The 19,469-nt window shown below is 69.9% G+C and carries 19 protein-coding genes and 1 tRNA gene; 11 read left to right on the top strand and 9 right to left on the bottom strand.

Annotation, left to right across the window (positions count from 1 at the left end):
* The first annotated feature begins 17 nt into the window (after nt 1–17).
* Together FNM00_RS10450 and FNM00_RS10455 are read left to right on the top strand one after the other, a co-directional pair.
* Entirely contained in the window at nt 18–479 is a 462-nt protein-coding gene (locus FNM00_RS10450) for a peroxiredoxin (protein WP_143913381.1), read from the top strand.
* A gap of 277 nt (nt 480–756) precedes the next feature.
* A tRNA-Val gene (locus FNM00_RS10455) sits at nt 757–830 on the top strand.
* 97 nt (nt 831–927) lie between these two features.
* Here FNM00_RS10455 and FNM00_RS10460 read toward each other — a convergent pair.
* The 3 genes from FNM00_RS10460 to FNM00_RS10470 form a co-directional block, all read right to left on the bottom strand.
* Nucleotides 928–1,461, bottom strand: a complete 534-nt coding sequence (locus FNM00_RS10460; RefSeq protein ID WP_143913382.1) for an adenylyl-sulfate kinase — start codon at nt 1,459–1,461, stop codon at nt 928–930.
* Between the two features lie 84 nt (nt 1,462–1,545).
* Nucleotides 1,546–2,196 (bottom strand): NAD(P)-dependent oxidoreductase, encoded by a 651-nt coding sequence (locus FNM00_RS10465; protein ID WP_143913383.1) that lies wholly within the window; start codon nt 2,194–2,196, stop codon nt 1,546–1,548.
* Nucleotides 2,193–3,098: an EamA family transporter gene (locus FNM00_RS10470; protein WP_246065150.1), complete on the bottom strand. Its 906-nt coding sequence runs from the start codon at nt 3,096–3,098 to the stop codon at nt 2,193–2,195. Before FNM00_RS10470 ends, FNM00_RS10465 begins: the two co-directional genes overlap by 4 nt.
* Before the next feature lie 78 nt (nt 3,099–3,176).
* Here FNM00_RS10470 and FNM00_RS10475 point away from each other — a divergent pair, with 78 nt between their 5' ends.
* Nucleotides 3,177–4,052 (top strand): LysR family transcriptional regulator, encoded by an 876-nt coding sequence (locus tag FNM00_RS10475; RefSeq protein ID WP_143913384.1) that lies wholly within the window; start codon nt 3,177–3,179, stop codon nt 4,050–4,052.
* A gap of 32 nt (nt 4,053–4,084) precedes the next feature.
* Complete coding sequence (locus tag FNM00_RS10480) at nt 4,085–4,471, top strand: VOC family protein (protein WP_143913385.1); 387 nt, start codon at nt 4,085–4,087, stop codon at nt 4,469–4,471.
* Nucleotides 4,472–4,478: 7 nt separating this feature from the next.
* On the opposite strand, the gene FNM00_RS10485 is transcribed toward FNM00_RS10480, so the two are convergent.
* Together FNM00_RS10485 and FNM00_RS10490 are read right to left on the bottom strand one after the other, a co-directional pair.
* A complete protein-coding gene (locus tag FNM00_RS10485; RefSeq protein WP_143913386.1) occupies nt 4,479–5,237 on the bottom strand; it encodes a class I SAM-dependent methyltransferase in 759 nt (252 codons plus the stop codon).
* A 4-nt stretch (nt 5,238–5,241) separates the two neighbouring features.
* A complete protein-coding gene (locus FNM00_RS10490; protein WP_143913387.1) occupies nt 5,242–6,327 on the bottom strand; it encodes a GNAT family N-acetyltransferase in 1,086 nt (361 codons plus the stop codon).
* Nucleotides 6,328–6,364: 37 nt separating this feature from the next.
* Here FNM00_RS10490 and FNM00_RS10495 point away from each other — a divergent pair, with 37 nt between their 5' ends.
* Nucleotides 6,365–6,970, top strand: coding sequence for a TetR/AcrR family transcriptional regulator (locus FNM00_RS10495; protein ID WP_143913388.1), 606 nt, complete (start codon nt 6,365–6,367; stop codon nt 6,968–6,970).
* 167 nt (nt 6,971–7,137) lie between these two features.
* On the opposite strand, the gene katG is transcribed toward FNM00_RS10495, so the two are convergent.
* Together katG and FNM00_RS10505 are read right to left on the bottom strand one after the other, a co-directional pair.
* Nucleotides 7,138–9,396: a catalase/peroxidase HPI gene (katG, locus tag FNM00_RS10500; protein WP_143913389.1), complete on the bottom strand. Its 2,259-nt coding sequence runs from the start codon at nt 9,394–9,396 to the stop codon at nt 7,138–7,140.
* A 45-nt stretch (nt 9,397–9,441) separates the two neighbouring features.
* Nucleotides 9,442–9,876 carry a Fur family transcriptional regulator gene (locus FNM00_RS10505; protein ID WP_143913390.1) on the bottom strand — a complete coding sequence of 145 codons (435 nt, stop codon included), beginning with the start codon at nt 9,874–9,876 and terminating at the stop codon, nt 9,442–9,444.
* Between the two features lie 104 nt (nt 9,877–9,980).
* Between FNM00_RS10505 and FNM00_RS10510 the strand changes: the two genes are divergently transcribed.
* A complete protein-coding gene (locus FNM00_RS10510; RefSeq protein ID WP_143913391.1) occupies nt 9,981–10,712 on the top strand; it encodes a SurA N-terminal domain-containing protein in 732 nt (243 codons plus the stop codon).
* Between the two features lie 103 nt (nt 10,713–10,815).
* Nucleotides 10,816–11,139, top strand: coding sequence for a hypothetical protein (locus FNM00_RS10515; RefSeq protein WP_143913392.1), 324 nt, complete (start codon nt 10,816–10,818; stop codon nt 11,137–11,139).
* A gap of 62 nt (nt 11,140–11,201) precedes the next feature.
* On the opposite strand, the gene FNM00_RS10520 is transcribed toward FNM00_RS10515, so the two are convergent.
* Together FNM00_RS10520 and FNM00_RS10525 are read right to left on the bottom strand one after the other, a co-directional pair.
* The gene (locus FNM00_RS10520; protein ID WP_143913394.1) at nt 11,202–13,226 is read right to left on the bottom strand and encodes a YhgE/Pip domain-containing protein; all 2,025 of its coding nucleotides are present in this window, start codon (nt 13,224–13,226) and stop codon (nt 11,202–11,204) included.
* Entirely contained in the window at nt 13,223–15,994 is a 2,772-nt protein-coding gene (locus FNM00_RS10525) for an MMPL family transporter (protein WP_185973095.1), read from the bottom strand. Before FNM00_RS10525 ends, FNM00_RS10520 begins: the two co-directional genes overlap by 4 nt.
* Before the next feature lie 186 nt (nt 15,995–16,180).
* Between FNM00_RS10525 and FNM00_RS10530 the strand changes: the two genes are divergently transcribed.
* From FNM00_RS10530 to FNM00_RS10545, 4 genes are all read left to right on the top strand, one after another.
* The gene (locus FNM00_RS10530) at nt 16,181–16,801 is read left to right on the top strand and encodes a TetR/AcrR family transcriptional regulator (RefSeq protein WP_143913399.1); all 621 of its coding nucleotides are present in this window, start codon (nt 16,181–16,183) and stop codon (nt 16,799–16,801) included.
* Between the two features lie 116 nt (nt 16,802–16,917).
* Entirely contained in the window at nt 16,918–18,042 is a 1,125-nt protein-coding gene (locus tag FNM00_RS10535) for a Nif3-like dinuclear metal center hexameric protein (protein ID WP_143913401.1), read from the top strand.
* Between the two features lie 49 nt (nt 18,043–18,091).
* Entirely contained in the window at nt 18,092–18,796 is a 705-nt protein-coding gene (locus FNM00_RS10540) for a zinc ribbon domain-containing protein (RefSeq protein ID WP_425456807.1), read from the top strand.
* Nucleotides 18,793–19,467 carry a histidine phosphatase family protein gene (locus FNM00_RS10545; RefSeq protein WP_221933681.1) on the top strand — a complete coding sequence of 225 codons (675 nt, stop codon included), beginning with the start codon at nt 18,793–18,795 and terminating at the stop codon, nt 19,465–19,467. The genes FNM00_RS10540 and FNM00_RS10545 overlap by 4 nt, the downstream gene beginning before the upstream one ends.
* Nucleotides 19,468–19,469: the final 2 nt, after the last annotated feature.

The raw sequence follows: 19,469 nt of genomic DNA on the forward strand, positions 1-19,469 counted from the left end.
CCGCTACGCTCGTCGTCATGACGATCGAGATCGGCCAGCGGGCCCCGGACTTCACTCTCAAGAACCAGCACGGCGAGGACGTGTCCCTCGCCGACCTGCGCGGCACGCCGGTCGCGCTCGTCTTCTATCCCTTCGCCTTCAGCGGCATCTGCACGGGGGAGCTGTGCGAGCTGCGGGACAATCTCGCGGTCTTCTCCGACGCGGGCGTCGAACTGCTCGCCGTGTCGTGCGATCACATGTTCTCCCTGCGTGCCTACGCCGAACAGGACGGCTACCAGTTCTCATTGCTGAGCGACTTCTGGCCGCACGGCGAGGTCGCGAGGTCCTATGGGATCTTCAACGAGGATCTCGGGTGCGCCGTGCGCGGCACCTATCTCATCGATGCCGAGGGTGTCGTGCGCTGGAAGGTCGAGAACCAGATCGGCGAGGCCCGCGAGCTGTCGGGCTACCGTGAGGCCGTCTCCGAGCTCGTCGGCTGAGAATCGCCTCAATCTTGTGAATTCCGCCACCAGAGCGAGCGAACATCTGCTTTGATGGACTGACCGTGCCGCCAGGGACCCGAGACCTTGGCGGCACGGCCTTTTTCCGGGGCCCCTGCGGTGGCGGTAGCTGATCAACCTCACCTCGCGAGCGGCGGTAGACGGTCAACCCCATGACCGTCTGGTGAGGTTGACCGTCTACCGCCGGTCGCCCCGGCTCGCGGACGACCGCAGGGTGAGGGTGCGCTATCGTTGCGACCCGACCGTCAGGTCGCTCGGGCGAATAGCTCAGTTGGTTAGAGCATCCGGTTTACACCCGGAAGGCCGGGGGTTCGAGTCCCTCTTCGCCCACCGAGCGCCAGCGGGGCCCCGATCGGCTGGCGAGCCCGAGGAGGAACCCTGCGGGCGCGAAGGTACATCCGCCCTGGTCGGCGTTCGCGCTCGGCGTTCAGTCCGCTCGACGGCTCGTCCCGGCCCAGCCCGAGAGGTCGACGATGTGCTCGGCGACAGCGAGCGGGGTCATCGCATCGGTATCGAGACGGTGAACATCGTCACCCGCAGACCGATCGAGACGGGCTGCCATCGTCGTACTGCGCTGTACGTGCCGTTCGAGGCTGTCGCCGTGCTCGCGTCGCCCGAGTCGTTCGGCAACTGTCGAATGGCCTGCTCGAAGCAGCACCGATGTGACCTCACGTGCGTCGCCCATGGCTTCTGTCAGCGCCGGTACCTGGAGGATCGAGACGGTGTTCGTGTAGATGAGCCGCCGGTATCCCAGATCACGATAGTTCTCCCACATCGCAGCGAGGTTCCGCTCGGCGAGGTGATACTCCCACGGGGCCGGATGCGCCAGGTCGAGACAGTCTCCCTCGATGACGGCATGCTGCACGTCTCGCTGGGAGAGGAGATCGTGCAGAGCGAATGCGACGGTCGACTTGCCTGCGCCGGAACGCCCGCCGATGAAGATCACAGAGGAACCAGACATACTCGATCGTCTCAGAGGTCTCGCGTCGGCCGGCCGCGTCCATCAACATCACGGCCGGGGCGGTCGCCGACTGAACGACCTGGGTCAGCGAGCGTCCGGTGCGCCCGCGACCGTGAAGTGGCGCTCCCCGTTCGGATGCTCGATCTCATCCACGAGGGCAGTCGCGAGGTCGGGGACCGCGATGCGGGAGTCGCCGTCCGCGTCGACGAGTAACGTGGTGCGGCCGCGGCGGTAGCGACCGGTGCGTGCGCGGGGCTCGAGGACCGCGGGCGGACTGAGATAGGTCCACTGGGCCTCAGCGTGACGCTCGCAGACGTGGAACTGATCGAGACTCGCCTCGGCGATCGTCTTCCACGCCTCCGGCACGTACGCCGGATCGTCGACGACGAGCCGGTCCGGAGACGTCGGCGAGCGCAATGGGGCGGAGCCGCCCACGACGAACACGCGGACGCCGTGGCGTGCGGCGGCATCGAGGACGCGCCGGGTCACGGGCGCGATCTCGGACTCTTCGCCCGGTGGGAGACGGACGGTGAGCACGGCGACGTCGACGTCGATGAGCAGCGGCCCGATATCGAGGGGTCCGGTGATATCGACGGCGAAGGCCGTCAGCCGCTCCTGACCGAGTGTCTCCATCGGGCGCCGTGAGAGCGCGGTGACCTCGTGGCCGCGGGACAGGGCTTCGGTGACGATGGCGCTGCCAGCCATGCCGGTGGCGCCGAAGACGGTGATTCTCATAGGTCCTTCCTGGTGACAGATGGGGAGAGCTGGCCGGCGACCATCGCGGTGAGGGCGAGGACGAATCCGGCGAGTTGCACGAGAGTGAGCGCCTCGCCGGCGATGACCGCGCCGAGGAGGGCGGCCATGAGCGGCGAGAGCAGCCCGAGCAGGGCGGTGGCGGTGACGGGCAGGCGCCGGATGCCGCTGAACCAGAGGGTGTAGGTGAGCAGCCCACCGACGAGACCGAGCCATAGATAGCCATAGACGGCCGGCCCGTCGATGTCGGTCGGAACGCCGTCGACGACCATGGCGGGGATGAGCAGGACCAGTCCGGCCGCGGTGAGTTGCCAGCCGGCGAGGCCGATGGCCGATACGCCCTCAGGACGACCCCAGCGTTTCGTGAGGACGACGCCGGTCCCCATCGAGGCGGCGCCTGCGAGGCCGGCGAGGACGCCGATCGGGTCGAGACCGGCTCCCGGCCCGAGGACGACGAGGGCGACACCGATCATGCCGACCATGCCCCAGGTGACCCGCCAGGACGAGAGCCGTTCCTGGAGGATCGTGACGGCGAGGAAGGCCACCACGATCGGCTGCGCCGCGCCCAGGGTGGCTGCGACCCCTCCCGGCAGGTGCTGCGCGGAGAGGAACAGCAGTGGGAAGAAGGCCGCCATGTTCAACACACCCAGCACCAGGCTCTTCCACCACCACGAGCCGCGCGGCAAACAGCGAGCGATCAGCAGGGCGATCAGTCCGGCCGGCAGCGATCGCATGAGGGCCGCGAACAGCGGATGTCCCTCCGGCAGCAGATGGGTGGTCACGATATACGTCGTGCCCCACACGGCCGGGGCGATCGCGGTCATGACCGTCCAGCCGACACGCGTGGCCGTGGTCGTAGGGGAGGCGGAGGCGGTGATGCTCACCCGTCCATCGTCGGACCCGATCATCGATGAGTCCAACGCATGTTTCTCATCTGAGCAATGAAGAGTCATCATAGGTCGATGGAGCTTCAGCAGCTGCGGTACGTCGTGGCGGTCGCGGAGGAGCACAGTTTCACCCGGGCGGCCGAACGCCACTTCGTGGTGCAATCGGCGCTCAGCCATCAGATCAAGGCATTGGAGCGGGAGCTCGGGGTGAGGCTGTTCGCCCGCACCAGCCGCAAGGTCGAGCTGACCGCCGCGGGCGAGGCCTTCGTCCCCGGCGCCCGCGCGAGCCTGGAGGCCGCGGAACGTGCCGCCGCCGACGCGGCCGCCGCCACCGGGCAGATCCGTGGCGACCTGACCATCGGCATGATCCCGACCGTGACGGCCGTCGACGTGCCTGCCGCGCTCCGCGAGTTCCGCCGAACGCACCCGGCCGTCCGGATACGGCTCCGCGGTGGCGGGAGCGACGAGTTCATCGCCGCGATCGCGGCGGGCGCGATGGACATCGCGATCCTCGGGCTGGCCGATTCGGCGGTGCCGCGCGGGGTCGCCACCCGGGTCCTCGCCCGTGAGCGCCTCGTCGCCGTCGTCGGCACCGGTCATCGGTTCGCGGACTGGCGTCGTCTGCGCCTGACGGATCTCGTCGACGAGACCTTCGTCGACTTCCCCGAGGGAAGTCCGGGCAGGCTGCCGTCGGACCATGCCTTCGCCGCTGCCGGTCTGCGGCGGGAGGTCGCCTTCGAGGCCATGAGCACGGACCTGATCCTCGATCTCGTCCGGCAGGGCCTCGCCATCACGCTGTTGTCGGAGGCGGTGGTCCCGGCGGGCCGGGGGCTGAGGACCGTGGCCGTCACCGGTGGGCCGACCCGTATCGAGTACCTCGCCTGGAGTGACTTCAATCCGGGGCCGGCCGCGCTGGCGTTCCTCGGGTTCGTGGGCGCCGGCGACGGGTAGTCCGTCATCGTCGCCGGTGCGACGATGAGGGCATGGAGGTACTGAGCAGTCGGATCTTGCTGCGACCGGTCGACCCCGAGCGCAGTCGCGAGTTCTACCGCGACACCCTCGGGTTGGCGGTGCACCGGGAGTTCGGCCCGCCGGACTCACCGGGCACGGTGTTCTTCTGCGGCAACGGCCTCCTGGAGGTCTCCGGACGTTCGGACGCCTCGGGAGCGTCGACGGCGGAGCTGTGGTTGCAGGTCCGCGATGTCGCGGCGGAGTACGACCGACTCGTGGCGGCGGGGGTGACCGCTCTGCGAGAACCGCGTACCGAGCCGTGGGGACTCATCGAGGCGTGGATCGCCGACCCCGACGGCATCCGGATCGTCCTGGTCGAGGTGCCCGAGGATCACCCCCTGCGCCGCGACCAGCGGTGATCGCCCGTCACGCCGGCCGGCGCGCCTCGATGAGGTGGCGGGTCGAATGGGCGATGAAAGGCCCATCGGTCTGGATGAGGTCGTGCAGTTCGCGCAATCGCTCGCGGTATCTCTCGACGGTGAAGTCGGGCACCCACCAGATCACCTTGCGCAGCAGATAGACCACGGCGGCGACATCGTGGATCTCGATGCGCAGCCTCGCCGTCCTGAGGTCGACGATCTCGAGCCCGGCGTCCATCGCGGCGGCGGTCTCGTCATCGGGGTGCCGGCCGCGGCGTGCCTCCGGCTGGGGGCCGAGGAAGAACTCGATGAGTTCGAACACGCTGGCCGGGCCCACATGCTGGGCGACGTACATGCCGCCCGGGCGGAGCACACGCGCGATCTCTCCCCACCAGATCGTGGCCGGATGCCGGCTCGTCACGAGGTCGAAGGCCGCGTCGCCGAAGGGCAGTGGCGGCTCATCGGGGTCCGCGACCACGACGACGCCGCGCGGGTGGAGTAGTTGCGTCGCATGAGCGATATTCGGAGGCCAGGACTCGGTGGCCACGGCCGTCGGAGGGAAGCGGGTGGCCTCGGCGAGGACCTCGCCGCCGCCGGTCTGGATGTCCAGCGACGCCGATGCGCTGCCGAGCCGCTCGGAGAGCCGGCGGGCGTAGCGCCACTCCGGTCGCTCCTCAGTGGCATGCCCGTCCAGCCAGTCGAAGTCCCAACCGGACACATCGGCGCTCGCGCCCGCACGGATCAGGTCCTCGAATCGGTCGGTCATGGTCCTATCTTCGCGGATGGACGTCGTCCGCGAGCAGGCCGTAGACGAGGGTGTCGGTCCACTCGCCCTTGCTCCACCAGTCCTGCCGCAGATGTGCCTCGTGCCGCATTCCCGCGCGTTCGGCCAGTCGGGCCGATGCCCCGTGGCGCGCATCCATCTGGGCCGTCACGCGGTGGACTCCACAGTGGTCGATCGAGAGGTCCAGTACCCGGCGGACCGCCTCGAGCGCGTAGCCCCGGCCGCCGTGATCGGGATCGAGTACCCAGCCGATCTCGGCGATCCCGTGAGCGGCGTCGGTCAGCCAGAGGGCGATATCGCCGATCGGCGAGGACTCGTGCTCGACGACGAGGGCGAGAGCGCCGGCGTCGGACTCCAGGCCCGTCCTCGCGAGGCGTTCGCTCAGGCGACGCTCGGCCAGCTGCGGCGTCCACGGCGGGTCGAGCAGGTAGTGCACGACCTCGGGCCGTTCGTAGATGCGGCGGAGCCAGTCCTCGTCGCCGGCACGGTGAAGGCGCAGGGCGAGTCGTTCCGTCGTCAGGGGGAGGGCGGGGGTCGGCCGTGGCAGCCACCTCTCGTAGTGCACCGCCTCGATGCGCTGCCCGGAAGGGGCGGTACTCGCCTGGCGGCCGGTCTCGACGAAGCCGGCGCCCTCCAGTACCCGTTGCGAGGCGGTGTTGTCGGTGACGGTCCTCGCGGTCAGTCCGCTCAGTCCGCTGCGCCGCACGAGATCGATCGCGAGATCGAGTGCGGCGGCAGAACGTCCGGCTCCCCGCGCGTCCGGTCGCAGCCAGAAGCCGGCCTCGGCGCTGTCCTCGGTCACGTCGAAGATCACCAGGCTGCCGAGGAAGCTGTCGTCTGCGGGGTCGGCGATGGCGAGCACCGCGAGGTCGCCGCGCTCCAGGCCGTCGCGAGCGGCGCCCTCGATCATCGCCCGTGCGGTGGCGGGGGTGTAGTGCGGCTCGGGGAGGTGGGCGTAGCGGCGCACGGTCGGGTCCTCGGCACCCTCGGCGTAAGCCGTGGCATCCTCCGCCCGTAGCGGGCGGAGGCGGACTCGATCGTTCGCGAGGGGGAGGAGCGAGGCATGCAGCATGGGATTAAACTAACATTGTTCGTATAAGGAGGTGTCGATGAGCTACTGGGACCACGTGAGGCCCGTGCGTCGTACCCGAGCGGTCGCCATCGGCGAGCTGGCCCGCGAGGCCGGCAGGTTGCTGGACGAGGGGGGCGTCGACGCGCTCACCGTCCGTGCGCTGGCCGGCCGGATGGGGGTGGCCCCGGCCAGCTTGTACTCACGCGTCGAGTCGGCCGACGATCTGCTCGACCTCGCCCTCGATCACGCGCTCGCCGATGACGTCGATCTTCAGCGCGCGATGGCCGAGGACGGGCATCGGGGTCTCTATCTCGCGTACTACCGCCATCTGCGGCGTCACCCGTGGGCGCCGCGGGTCATCGGCCTGCGTGCTCCGCGTGGGCCGGCCTATCTGCGTCTCTCCGAGAGATTCTGCGAGCTGCTCGAGGGCGAAGGGGTCGACGATCCACTCACGATGACCTACGCGATGTCGAACTTCGTCATCGGCAGCGCCGCGACCGATCCCATCGTGGAGAGCGAGCGGGACAGCCCGATCGACGTCGACCTCGCTCCCGTATACGCGCGCTTGCACATGCGCCACGAGGTGGATGCCGAGGCGATCGTCGCGGCCGGACTCCGCGCGCTGCGCGATCTCTCGGCGTGACGAAGGATGTGCGTTCAGGGTCGCGGTGGCGACCGCCGAAACACATCCTTCGTGCCGAGGCGCCAGAACAACCCCAGAAGCCCGTCCTTCGTCATCGGCGGGTGTGAGGGCCGAATGCGGAACGCCGCCGGGACGAGGTCGTCCCGGCGGCGTTCTACGTGGGTGGCTCAGGCCAGATCGAAGCGATCCAGCTCGGTGACCTTGTGCCAGGCGGCGACGAAGTCGTGCACGAACTTCTCGTGCGCGTCATCGCTCGCGTAGACCTCGGCGAGGGCCCGCAGCTCGGAGTTCGAGCCGAACACGAGATCGGCGCGGGTGCCCGTGCCGATGAGCTCGCCGGCGGCGTCACGACCCTCGAAGGCGTGCGAGCCGGAGTCCAGCGGCCTCCACGTCGAGCCGAGATCGAGCAGGTTGACGAAGAAGTCATTCGTCAGCACGCCCGGCCGCTGGGTGAACACGCCGAGCGACGAGCCGTCGTACGTCGCTCCCAGCGCGCGCAGGCCACCGACCAGCACGGTGGTCTCCGGCGCCGTGAGGGTCAGCAGGTTCGCGCGGTCCAGCAGCAGGTACTCCGCCGGCAGGTTCGCCTTGCCGCCGTCGTAGTTGCGGAAACCGTCGGCGGACGGCTCGAGGTAGGAGAACAGGTCCACATCGGTCTGCTCCTGCGTCGCGTCGACACGCCCGGGGCGGAAGGGCACCGTGGCGTCGACGCCGGCGTCCTTCGCCGCCTTCTCGACCGCCGCATTGCCGGCGAGGACGATGAGGTCGGCGAGGGAGACCCGCTTGCCACCGGACTGCTCGGCGTTGAACGTCTCCTGGATGTCCTCCAGGGTGCTCAGCACGGTCGCGAGCTGGGCCGGGTTGTTGACATCCCAGTCCTTCTGCGGCGCCAGGCGGATACGCGCGCCGTTGACACCGCCGCGCTTGTCGCTGCCGCGGAAGGTCGACGCCGCCGCCCAGGTGGTCGACACCAGCTGCTGGACGGTCAGATCCGAGGCCAGCACCCGATCCTTCAACGCGCGGGCATCGGCCTCGTCGATCAGCTCGTGGTCGACCGCCGGCAGCGGGTCCTGCCAGATGAGGTCCTCGGCCGGCACCTCGGGTCCCAGGTAGCGGGATTTCGGGCCCATGTCGCGGTGCGTCAGCTTGAACCACGCGCGGGCGAAGGCCTCGGCGAAGGCCTGCGGATCCTCGTGGAAGCGTCGCGAGATGGCCTCGTAGGCCGGGTCGAAGCGCAACGAGAGGTCGGTGGTGAGCATGCGCGGCTCGCGCTTGCCGTCGGAGTGGGCCATCGGCACCAGGCCGTCGCCCGCACCGTTCTTGGGACGCCACTGGTGCGCACCCGCGGGGCTCTGGAACAGCTCCCACTCGTAGGCGAACAGGATGTGGAAGAACTCGTTGTCCCAGCGCGTCGGGTGGTAGGTCCAGGTCACCTCCAGGCCACTGGTGATCTGATCGTCGCCCTTGCCGGTGCCATGGGTGTTCTTCCATCCCAGACCCTGCTGCTCGATCGGAGCGGCCTCGGGATCGGGGCCGATGTTGTCATCGGGCGCGGCGCCGTGGGTCTTGCCGAAGGTGTGACCGCCGGCGATGAGGGCGACGGTCTCCTCGTCGTTCATGCCCATGCGGGCGAAGGTCTCGCGGATGTCGTGGGCCGCGGCGACCGGGTCCGGCACGCCCTCGGGCCCCTCGGGGTTGACGTAGATGAGGCCCATGTGGGTTGCCGCGAGCGGCTTGTCGAGCTCGCGGTCTCCGCTGAAGCGCTGGTCGCTGCCGAGCCAGGTGGTCTCCGCGCCCCAGTAGACGTCGTCATCGGGCTCCCAGACGTCGGGGCGTCCACCCGCGTAGCCGAAGGTCTCGAAGCCCATCGACTCCAAGGCGACATTGCCGGCCAGGATCATCAGGTCGCCCCACGACAGCTGCTGGCCGTACTTCTTCTTGATCGGCCACAGCACCCGGCGGGCCTTGTCCAGGCCGACATTGTCCGGCCAGCTGTTCAGCGGAGCGAAGCGCTGCTGGCCGTGGCCGCCGCCCCCGCGACCGTCGCCGAGTCGGTAGGTGCCGGCGCTGTGCCACGCCATGCGGATGATGAGCGGGCCATAGTGGCCGAAGTCGGCCGGCCACCAGTCCTGCGAGGTGGTCAGCGTCTCGTGGATGTCGCGCTTGACCTCGGCGAGGTCGAGCCGGCCGAAGGCCTCGGCGTAGTCGAAGTCGCGGCCGTAGGGATCACGCTCGACCGAGTTCTTGGCGAGGATCTTGATATTCAGCCGGTTGGGCCACCAGTCGTGGTTCGCCTCGCCCTGGGTCGGGTGGGGGAGGGCGTCGTGCATGACGGGGCACGCTCCGGCCGCCTCGGTCTCCTCACCGGTGACCGTGGTGGACTCGGTCTCCTCATCGGTGAGCGGTGGATCGACGTGATCGTTCATCTGGCCTTCCTTATCTGTGACGACGGGATGGATGACAGGGCAAAATCAAGGCTCGCGTGAGCAGTCGGGGCACAGGCCCCAGAAGGTGACCTCGGCGGCGTGTAGCGCGAAGCCGTGGTCATCGGAAGGGGTCAGGCAGGGGGCCTCGCCGACGGCGCAGGCGACATCGTGCACCGAACCGCAGGCGGTGCAGACGAGGTGATGGTGGTTGTCGCCGGACTGAAGTTCGAACAGGCCCGGATGGCCGGCCGGTTCGATACGGCGTACGAGGCCCGCCCGGACGAAGTCGCCGAGGGCGTTGTAGACCGATTGCAGGCTGGTGTTCGGGATCGACTCCAGGACGGAGCGGTAGATCTCCTCGGCCCGGGCGTGGGGGCGCTCGCCGAGCGCGTCGATGACCGCTCGCCGCGACTGCGTCACGCGCAGGCCGGCGCCGCGGATGGCCTCGGTCGTGGTGGGGGTGCGGTGTGCGGTGGACACGGAGTCACCTTAGCAAGACTTGAATCATTCAAATCAAGCTGCCTCGGGTGTCAGGGCCCGGGTGCTAGTTTCGTCGCGGCAACGTCGACGACAAGGGAGAGCGTGTGTCGAATCGAACCAGGCTGGTGGCGGTGCTGCTGGCCGCCCTGCTCGTGCTGGGTGTCCTGCTCGCGGCGGTGTTGCCGCGCGGTGGGGAGGACGGCGACGAGTCCGGAGACGAGACCTCGGCCCAGTCGGCCGACCTCGACGGCATCCCTGACGTGGTGGCCACCGTCAACGGCGAGGACATCACTCGCGACGAGTTCGTGGCGATCTACGAGCCGCAGTTCGAGCAGACGGCCGGCCAAGCGGAGATGTCCGGTGAGCCCATCGATCAGGACCAGCTCAAGCAGGAGACCCTCGACCTGCTCATCGACAACCGTCTGTTGGTGCAGGAGGCCGAGAGTCGTGGCCTGTCCGCCACGGACGAGGAGATCGACGAGCTCCTGACGACCTACGCCACCAACAGCGGCGTCGAGTCTCCCGAGGAGTACCTGGCTCAGCTGGAGGAGCAACAGGACCTCTCCGCCGACGAGGTGCGCGAGCAGATCGCCGACGGTGTCACCGTCCAGTCGCTCGTCGACGACGAGATCGGCGACGCACCGGCGTCGGAAGAGGAGCTCCGCGAGCTCTACGACCAGGCGGTCGCCTCCCAGGCCGAGGGTGCCGAGCTCCCGCCCTTCGAGGAGGTCCGCGAACAGCTCGAGGAGCAGGTCCGCAGCCAGAAGCAGCAGGAGACCTATCAGACCCTGGTCGATGCCGCGCGCGAGGACGCCGATATCGAGACCCATCTCTGATTCACTCGCGTGAGCACCCCGGATCCCCGCTTGCGGGGGTCCGGGGTGCTCTGCGTTGAGCCCATGACCTCCCGGGGAGCAGGAGCGACCGCACGTCCTGCAGGTGCTGACCTTCGCCCTCGATGTCGCGATGCAGATGTTCCGCCAAGGCGCGGAGACCGACGGGATCGTCACCACGGTGCGACGGCTCGCCGCCGCCTACGAGGTCGACGATCTCCGTCTGTCGGTCGCGGCCCGGACCATCCATGTCCAGCATCGACCCCCTGGGGGAGACGAGTCGATCGTCCTCCTCGGCGTGATCGACGCCGACGATTCCCGCGATCGTTGCGCTGGCGGCGGGCCGCTGACCCCACCGTCTAACGGTGGCCCGGTGCGCGAGCCGATGGCGGTAGGCCTTCAACCCTTCGTCGCGAGTGGGGGGGGGTAGGTCAGCAACGTTATCGAGCCGTCATGGGGTTGATGGTCTACCTCCATCGAGGGGGGACCGAGTCAGGCCGGTCGCAGGAGCCAGCTGGCGACATCGGAACGACGTCGCTGAGCTGCCCAAGCCGACAGGCCGAGACCGACGAGACCCCAGGCGACGAGGGCGAGGGGAGCTTCGAGCGATGCCGTGCCGGTCTGCTCCGCTCGCAATCCCTCCAGGAGCGGGGTGAGCGGTGAGATCGTGTACAGCAGGCGCACACCCTCGCTCGCCGCCTCGGGGACGCGGACGGCCAGGGTAGCGACGGCGGCGAGCAGGGCGATCGCCGCCGCGCCGAGCCGGCCGACGGCGGCCGTGAGTCCCTGCCCGAGGGCGGTCAGAGCGAGGGTCCCGAGGATCGCCAGAGCGATGAAACGGGCCGAGGAGGCAGCGCCGAGGCCGTTCGTGAGGGCCAGCGCCACCAGAGCCGCACTCACCGCCGTCACGGTGAGGACGGCCGCCGGCAGGAGACGGCTGCCGACGATCTGCCGCAACGGCGAACCGGCCAGCAGGGTTTCGCGGCCGAGGGGTGCGCGGAAGGACCACACCAGAGCCGCGGCGGCGAGCGCCGCGACGACGATCGCGGACGGCACCGGCAGGGCGGCCGGGGAGATCCGATGGCTGGTGGCGCTCTCCGCGGTCACCGGTCGCGCTGCGACCCGGCTGAGCTGCTCGCGTTCGTCATCGGAATAGGCGGGAAGCTGCTCGACGCCCTCATCGAGACCGTCCGCGAGCTCACGGCCTCCGGCCGCCAGCTGCTCACTGCCGTCGGCGAGCTCCCCGCTTCCCGCACGCGCCTGGCCAGCTCCCTCGCGGAGCTGGACGGCACCGTCGGCGGCGGCGCGGGCGCCACCGGCGAGTTGGGCAGTGCCGTCGGCGAGCTCATCGGCGCCTCCCCGGGCGGCCGCGGTGCCGTCCGCCAACTGTCCGATACCGGCCGTGAGCTGAGGAGCCTCTGCCGCGAGGCGGGCGGTCGCGTCGCTCAGCTGCTGCAGCCCGGCTGCGAGCTGTCCGGTACCGGCCGTGAGCTCGCCGACGCGCCCGCGTGCGGCCTGGATATCGGCGTTGACCTGTTCGGCCTCGGCGACGATCGAGTCGACCGTGGCGCAGACATCGGCCGGGAGACCGGCGCCGGCGCATTCGCTCGACCAACCGATGATCAGGTCCGTCAGGTGCTGTGCGATCTCGAACAGCGGAGCGACGCTGTCGGCGATCTCCTGGACGCCGGCATCCAACCGATCCGCCCCGGCCCGCAGCTCCTGCGCTCCCGCATCGAGCTGAGCAGTCTGTGCCGGCAGTTCGGCGGTACGGTCCCGTAACTCCTGCGCGCCGCCGTCGAGTCGCGCGAGGCCCTGCGCGAGCTGCGCCGACCCCGTCGCCGCCTGTGACGAGCCGTCGGCGAGTCGGGTGGTTCCGTCGGCGAGCTCACCCGCACCGTTCTCCAGCTGACCGATCCCGGTGGCGAGCTGCCCGGCGCCCTCGGCCAGGTCGCGCTGCCCGTCGGCGAGCGTCGTCGCGCCGCGCGCCGCCTCGGCGAGCGACCCGCGGATGGTCCCGAGGGACACCAGGACGTTGTCGACGAAGGTCTCGGTGACCTGGGCGTTGAGCGCCGCGAGGGCCGCGTCAGTGACCGTCTGCGCGAGCTCGCCGGCCACAGGGTTGACGGCATCAGAGGTCTGGATCCGCAGGTGGGCGTGCCGCACGTCGGCTGGCGCTCCAGCGGGAGAGACGGCCGCGGCCGAGGTGTCGGAGCCGATGATCAGCACGGCGCCGTAGGTGCCGTCGTCCAGTCCGCTCTCGGCGTCGGCACGGTTGGTGATCGTCCAGTCGAAGGCATCGTCGTCGGTCAGCTCGGCGGCGAGCAGCCGACCGACCGCGACGGGTTGCTCCGTGCCGTCGTCGGCGGTGACCGAGACGATCTCGTCCTCGTTGACGACGGCTGCGCGCACATCGTCCGTACCGCCGGTGGCCCCCGCGCCGACGGCGGCGAGGGCGACGACGAGGGGCACCGCGAGGGCGATGATCAGCGCGGCTCGAGGGTGAGGGACGTTCATACGGTCATCAACTCCGGTATCGGGTCGAGGGAGAGCGTGGCGACCCCGGCGCCCGACAGCGCGCCCGGGGCGGCCGTGGCGACGAGCAGTCGGTCGGGAGTCAGGAGGTCGTGGCAGGCGCCCACGACGCGCAGAGCGTGGTCCTCGCCGAGATCGGCGAGGTCGACGACCATCACGTGAGCCGTCGACACGGCGACAGCCAGGACGATGCGGATCGGGGTGCTGAGATCGACGACCCTGTCGGCGAGATTCGGCACCGGACCGAGGCCCCGGGCGGCGAGGCTCGTGGCGACCTCCGTCAACAGCGCCTCCGGGTCAGTCGAGCCGAGCTCCGCCATCCAAGCGCCGACACTGCGACGGCGGCTGATGTCGCCGGCGGGGAGCAGCGCGGACCGGCGCCGGAGACGCGACGCGTCGAAGGGGAGCACCAGGTCGTCGACACGCACGGTCCCGGTCGCCTGCGGCGCCCGTCCGGACAAGGTCAGGGCGACGAAGGCGCGGTCCCGCGAAGACCCCTCGATCACGACGCAGGAGTCCGGGGTCCGCCAGCTGTCGATGACGTGGCCCGAGGGCAGGGTCAGCGACTCGATGGCCACCCGGCTGCCGTCGGCCGGCCAGTCGGCACGAGCGACGCGCTCGTGGAGGGCCTCACCCTCCACGTCCAGCCGGGGCAGCGAGCGGTCCAGCGACGACGGGATCCACCAGGCCCGGGAGCCGAGGAGCTTCATGACGGCGGGCACCAGGATCATCCGCACCACGAAGGCGTCGACGAACACCCCGATGGCGAGGGCGAAGGCGATCGGCTTGACCATGGCATCGCTCTCGGGCACGAAGGCGATGAACACGGCCAGCATCACGACGGCTGCTGCCGTCACAACCCGCCCGCTCGTCGCGAAGCCTGCCTCGATGGCACGATCCGCGTCGCCGTCCCGCGCGAACTCCTCCTTCATCCGCGAGACGAGGAACAGCTCGTAGTCCATCGCCAGCCCGAAGAGCACGCCCATCAGCAGGATCGGCAGGAAGCTGATCACCGGTCCGATGTGGTCCACGCCCAGCAGGTCGGCGGCCCAGCCGCGCTGGAACACCAACACCACGGCCCCGAAGGAGACGCCGACGCTGAGCAGATAGCCGAGCGCCGCCTTGACGGGGACGACGACGGAGCGGAAGACGGTCGTCAGGAGCAGGAGCGTCAGCACCACCACGAAGGCGCCGAAGGGCAGCAGCGTGTCCGACAGCTGCTCGGAGACATCGATCTCCATCGCGGTCTGCCCGGTCACGGCGGTGGTGACGTCATAGTCGCGCTCGAACCGGGGCGCGGCCTCGCGCAGCCGCTCGACCAGTTCGGCCGTCGCCGGGTCGTCGGCCGCGGTCGACGGGAAGAACTGGACCACGCCGGTGTCGGCAGTGGGATTCGGGGTGGCCAGGGCGACGGTCTCCACGCCCTCGAAGGCCGCGACCTCCTCGCCCAGCCGGTCCATCAATCCGACGGGATCGAGCGAGTCGATGATGTCCGCGGTCAGGAGGATAGGGCTATTGAAACCAGGGCCGAAGTGCTCGTCCACGAGGTCGTAGGCGGCACGTTCGGTGGTCCCCTCCTCAGCCGTGCCGTTCCCGGGCAGCGCGAGCGCGAGATCGCGACCGGGCAGCGCGAGCGCACCCAGGGCGAGCACGACCACCACCACGGTCACCCACGGCGCGGTCGTGACGGCACGGACCCAGCGACGGGCGATCGGTGCGCGTCCGCTCCCGGCGCTGCGCGGGCGGAGCCGTTCGCCGGCCAGCCCCATCAACGCGGGGAGCAGCGTGATCGCGACGACGACCGCGATCGCCACCGAGGCCGAGGCGGTGACGCCCATCCAGGTCAGGAACGGGATGCGGGCGATCGCGAGCCCGGCGAGGGCGATGAGGGTCGTGATGCCGGCGAAGACCACGGCGGAGCCACCGGTCGCGACCGCCCGCCCGCTCGCCTCGTCCGGCTCCGCTCCACGGCCGAGCTCCTCACGTTGGCGGGAGACGATGAAGAGGGCGTAGTCGATCCCGACCGCGAGGCCGATCATCAAGGCGAGCAGTGGCGTCGGGGAGGCCAGATGGGTCACGGCGGTGAGCGCCCAGATGAGGCTCATCGTCACGCCGACGCCGATCAGCGCGGTGAGGACCGGCATGAAGGCGGCCCGTCCCGACCCGAGCGCGATCCACAGCACGACGAAGGCGACGACCACACCCGCGGCCTCCATCCAGGTGATCGTCGGACCGGTGTTCATGAAGGCGCCACCGCCCAGCTCGACCTCGGCCCCGGCGGCTTCCAGCGGCTCGGTCGCGGTCCGCAGGTCCGTCTTGACCTGATCGGTGATGTCCGACGGCCCTCCGGAGAACTGCACCTGGATGATCGCGGCGTCGCCGGCCGCGTTGACGGTGCCGTCCACCAGGTCGTCGAAGGGGGAGAGCGCGTCGTCCACCAACGGCATCTGGTCCAGGCGTTCGAGGGTGGCATCGGCAGCCTCGCGCAGGGCCGGATCGTCGACCCGGCTTCCCTCCGGCGCGATGTAGACGATCTGCGCGGAGATCCCGGCGATCTGCGGGAAGGTCCGGGTCAGGGTGTCCAGCGCCTCCTGTCCCTCGGTGCCCGGCAGCGTGAAGTCGTCGTGGGTGCCTTCGCCGACCGTGGCGGCAAGGCCCGCGGCGGCGGCCAGCACCACGAGCCAGCCGGCGACGACGCGGCCGGCATGGCGATGACACCAACGGCCGAGGGAGTAGAGCGCAGCGGACATGCCTCGACGATACATATCTGTATCGAATACGTCCATGTATCGAACGAGGCATCCGTGTGCCGTTGCGCACAGTACGGTTCGCCGGTGGAATGGTCGCTGCGGGACGAGGGGCGACCCGTCCGGCGGCTACGCTCGTCTTGCCGCGGAGGCACATTCCGTGCCGCGGCAGTGGGAAGGAGAACGCCGATGGCGGTTCACGACGGCACCCGGCGGCGGGCCACGACCCGTGCGCGGCTGTTGGACGCCGCCCGCGAGGTACTGGCGGACACGGGGATTCAGGGCGCCACCGTCGAGCAGATCTGCGAGCGCGCCGGATTCACCCGCGGCGCCTTCTACTCCAACTACGACTCCAAGGACGAGCTGGTCGTCGACCTGTTCAACCGGGAGAAGGAGCGGATGGTCGCGGCCCTGCGCGGGGCGGTCGATGCCGAGCTGCGTCACGGCGACCTCGGGTCGATCGCCAAGATCCTGGAACACTTCACCTCCGTCGAGCCGATCGACCGCACGTGGTTCCTGGTGCACCATGAGTTCGTCATCCACGCGGTCCGGCACCGTCGGATCGCGGACGCCTATGTGGAGCTGTGGGAGCAGACCCACGAGGAGTTCGCCGAGATCATCGCGATGGCGTGCGAGGGTCTCGGGCGCCGGCTGACCATCGATCTCCAAGCGGCGACCCGGCTCATGCTCGGCCTCTTCGACACGTCCCTGCGCGACACCTTCGTCCGCGACGATGCGCCTGTGGCGGACCTGACCATCCTCCAAGAGCAGATTCCCGCCCTCGTCCAATCCCTCAGCGAACCCCTCTGACTCCCGGTCTGGCTTTCCGTCCGGGTTGTGGCCCTTCGAGAGAGGTTCAGGGGGCCATAGGCCGGCGAAAGCCGGACGGAGTCGGGGGTCGCCCGGACGTCACTTAGAGTGGCTGCGTGCCCACCTTGCTCGACGTCATCGCCGTCCTCGACCAGCTCTACGATCCGTCCTGGGCGGACGACTGGGATGCCGTCGGCACCGTCGCCGGGGATCCAGAGGCCGAGGTCCGCACGATCCTGTTCGCCGTCGATCCGGTGCAGGCCGTCGCCGACGAGGCGGTCCTGGTCGGAGCTGACCTGGTCGTCACCCACCACCCGCTGTACCTGAAGGGCACCACGTCCGTGGCCGCGACCGATCCCAAGGGTCGCGTGATCCACACGCTGCTCAGCAACGGCATCGCCCTGCACACCTGTCACACCAATGCCGACTCGCCACCGCTCGGCGTCTCCGAGTCGATGGCCGAGGCGATCGGCCTGCGCGACATCCGCCCCCTCGACGACGATCTCGACGCCGGCCCGGACAAATGGGTGGTCTTCGCCCCCGTCGACGTCGCCGACGAGGTCGCCACCGCGATGCACGATGCCGGTGCCGGCCATATCGGCGACTACGACCGCGCCCAGTTCCAGTCACGCGGCACCGGCTCCTTCCGGCCGCTCGACGGCGCGACCCCGGCGATCGGCGAGGTCGGCGCGGTCGAATACGTCGACGAGATCCGCATCGAGATGGTCGCCCCGCGACGGCTGCGCGATCAGGTGCGCCGCGCGATGGTCCGTGCCCATCCCTATGAGGAGGTCGCCTACGACCTCATCGAGACGGCCGCGTCGCCCAGCGGCCGGGGGAGCGGGCGCATCGGCGTCCTCGACGAGCCGATGAGCCTGTGGGCGTTCGCCGAGAACGTCAAGGCCTCGCTCCCGCACCACTCGGGGGCGACGCGCATCGCCGGCGAGCTCGATCGAGAGGTGCGCACGGTCGCCCTGTGCGGCGGGTCGGGCGACTTCCTGCTGGCGCGGGCGGACGCCGCGGGCGCCGATGTCTACGTCACCTCGGACCTGCGCCATCACCCGGTGAGTGAGCATCGCGAACGTCCCGGAGCGTGTGCGGTGGTCGACGTGCCGCACTGGGCAGCGGAATGGACCTGGCTGCCGGTGGCCGCGCGCGAGGTCCGAGCCCGTTTGGGCGGTACGGTGGAGACCCACGTCTCGACCATCGTGACTGATCCGTGGTCCGCCACGCTGAGCTGAGGAGCCTACGCTGAAAGCTGAACCGTCCGCCCAGCAGACCCTGCTCGATCTGCAGGCGAAGGACTCTGTCATCGCCCAGTTGAACCACCGACGTGTCTCGCTGCCCGAGAACGCGCGCATCGGCGAGCTCGATGCGGAGGTCGCGACCCTCGACGGCCGTCGAATCGAGGCCTCCACGCGAGTCTCCGATCTCGAACGCGAGCAGAAGCAGGCCGACCAGGACGTGGAACTCGTCAAGACCCGCCGTGCCCGCAATGAGGAGCGGCTGAACTCCGGCGCCGTCACCAATCCGAAGGATCTCGAGGGCCTGCAGCACGAGATCGTCGCACTCGATCGTCGCATCGGCACCCTCGAGGATGCCGAGCTCGAGGTGATGGAGGCGCTCGAGGAAGCCCAAGGTCAGCTCGACGAGGTCGTCAAGGCACTGGAGGAGCTTCGCGTTCAACACGATGAGGTCGCCGCTCGCCGCGACACCGCCCTCGGTGAGATCGACGCCGAGCTGTCGGATGCCGAGGCGGGGCGCGGCGCGCTCGCGGCGCGGGTTCCCGATGATCTCCTCGCGCTGTACGAGAAGCTGCGGGCCAACCAGGGCGGGGTCGGTGCCGCGTTGCTCCGCGCCAAGCGCTGCGAAGGGTGCCGGCTGGAGCTCAACGGCGCCGACCTGCGCGAGCTGTCGCAGGCACCGGACGATGAGGTGCTGCGCTGCCCCGAGTGCAGTCGCATCCTGGTCCGTACGTCCGAGTCCGGGCTGTGACGCCGGCCGGCGACACCGCCGGCCGGAGCGCGCCGGCTCGGGGCTGGAGTGCGCCGTCGAACGAGGCCACCACCCTGATCCTCGTACGCCACGGCGTCACCGGTCTCACCGAGCGCAAGGCATTCAGCGGTAGCGGAGGCGAGGACCCGGAGCTCACCGCGGCCGGTCACGAGCAGGCCGTGCGCGCCGCCGACTGGCTGGCCGCCAGGGGTGAGGTCGATGCTGTGGTGACGTCGCCGCTGCGACGCACCCGTCAGACTGCCGAGCATGTGGCCGGGCGGTTCGGGGTGCGGGCGCTGGTCGAAGAGGACCTGATGGAGACGTCCTTCGGCGACTGGGACGGGTTCACCTTCGGTGAGATCCGCGAGAGGTGGCCTGCGGAGCTGACGGCGTGGCTGGCGTCGACCGACATCGCCCCGCCCGGCGGCGAGTCCTTCGAGGAGGTCGCGACCCGGGTCGAGCGCGCGAGGGAGCGACTGGTGTCCCGGTTCGCGGGGCAGACCGTCGTCGTGGTGACCCATGTCAGCCCGATCAAGCTGCTCGTCGCCCGGGCCCTGGGCGCCCCGATCAGGTCGGTCTACGCGATGGAGCTGGCGCCCGCGTCGATCAGCACGGTGGCCTGGTGGCGGGACGGCAACGCGAGCCTGCGGGCCTTCAACGCGGTGCCCTGACG

The sequence above is a fragment of the Aeromicrobium piscarium genome (assembly GCF_007421815.1).
Classification (GTDB): Bacteria; Actinomycetota; Actinomycetes; order Propionibacteriales; family Nocardioidaceae; genus Aeromicrobium; species Aeromicrobium piscarium.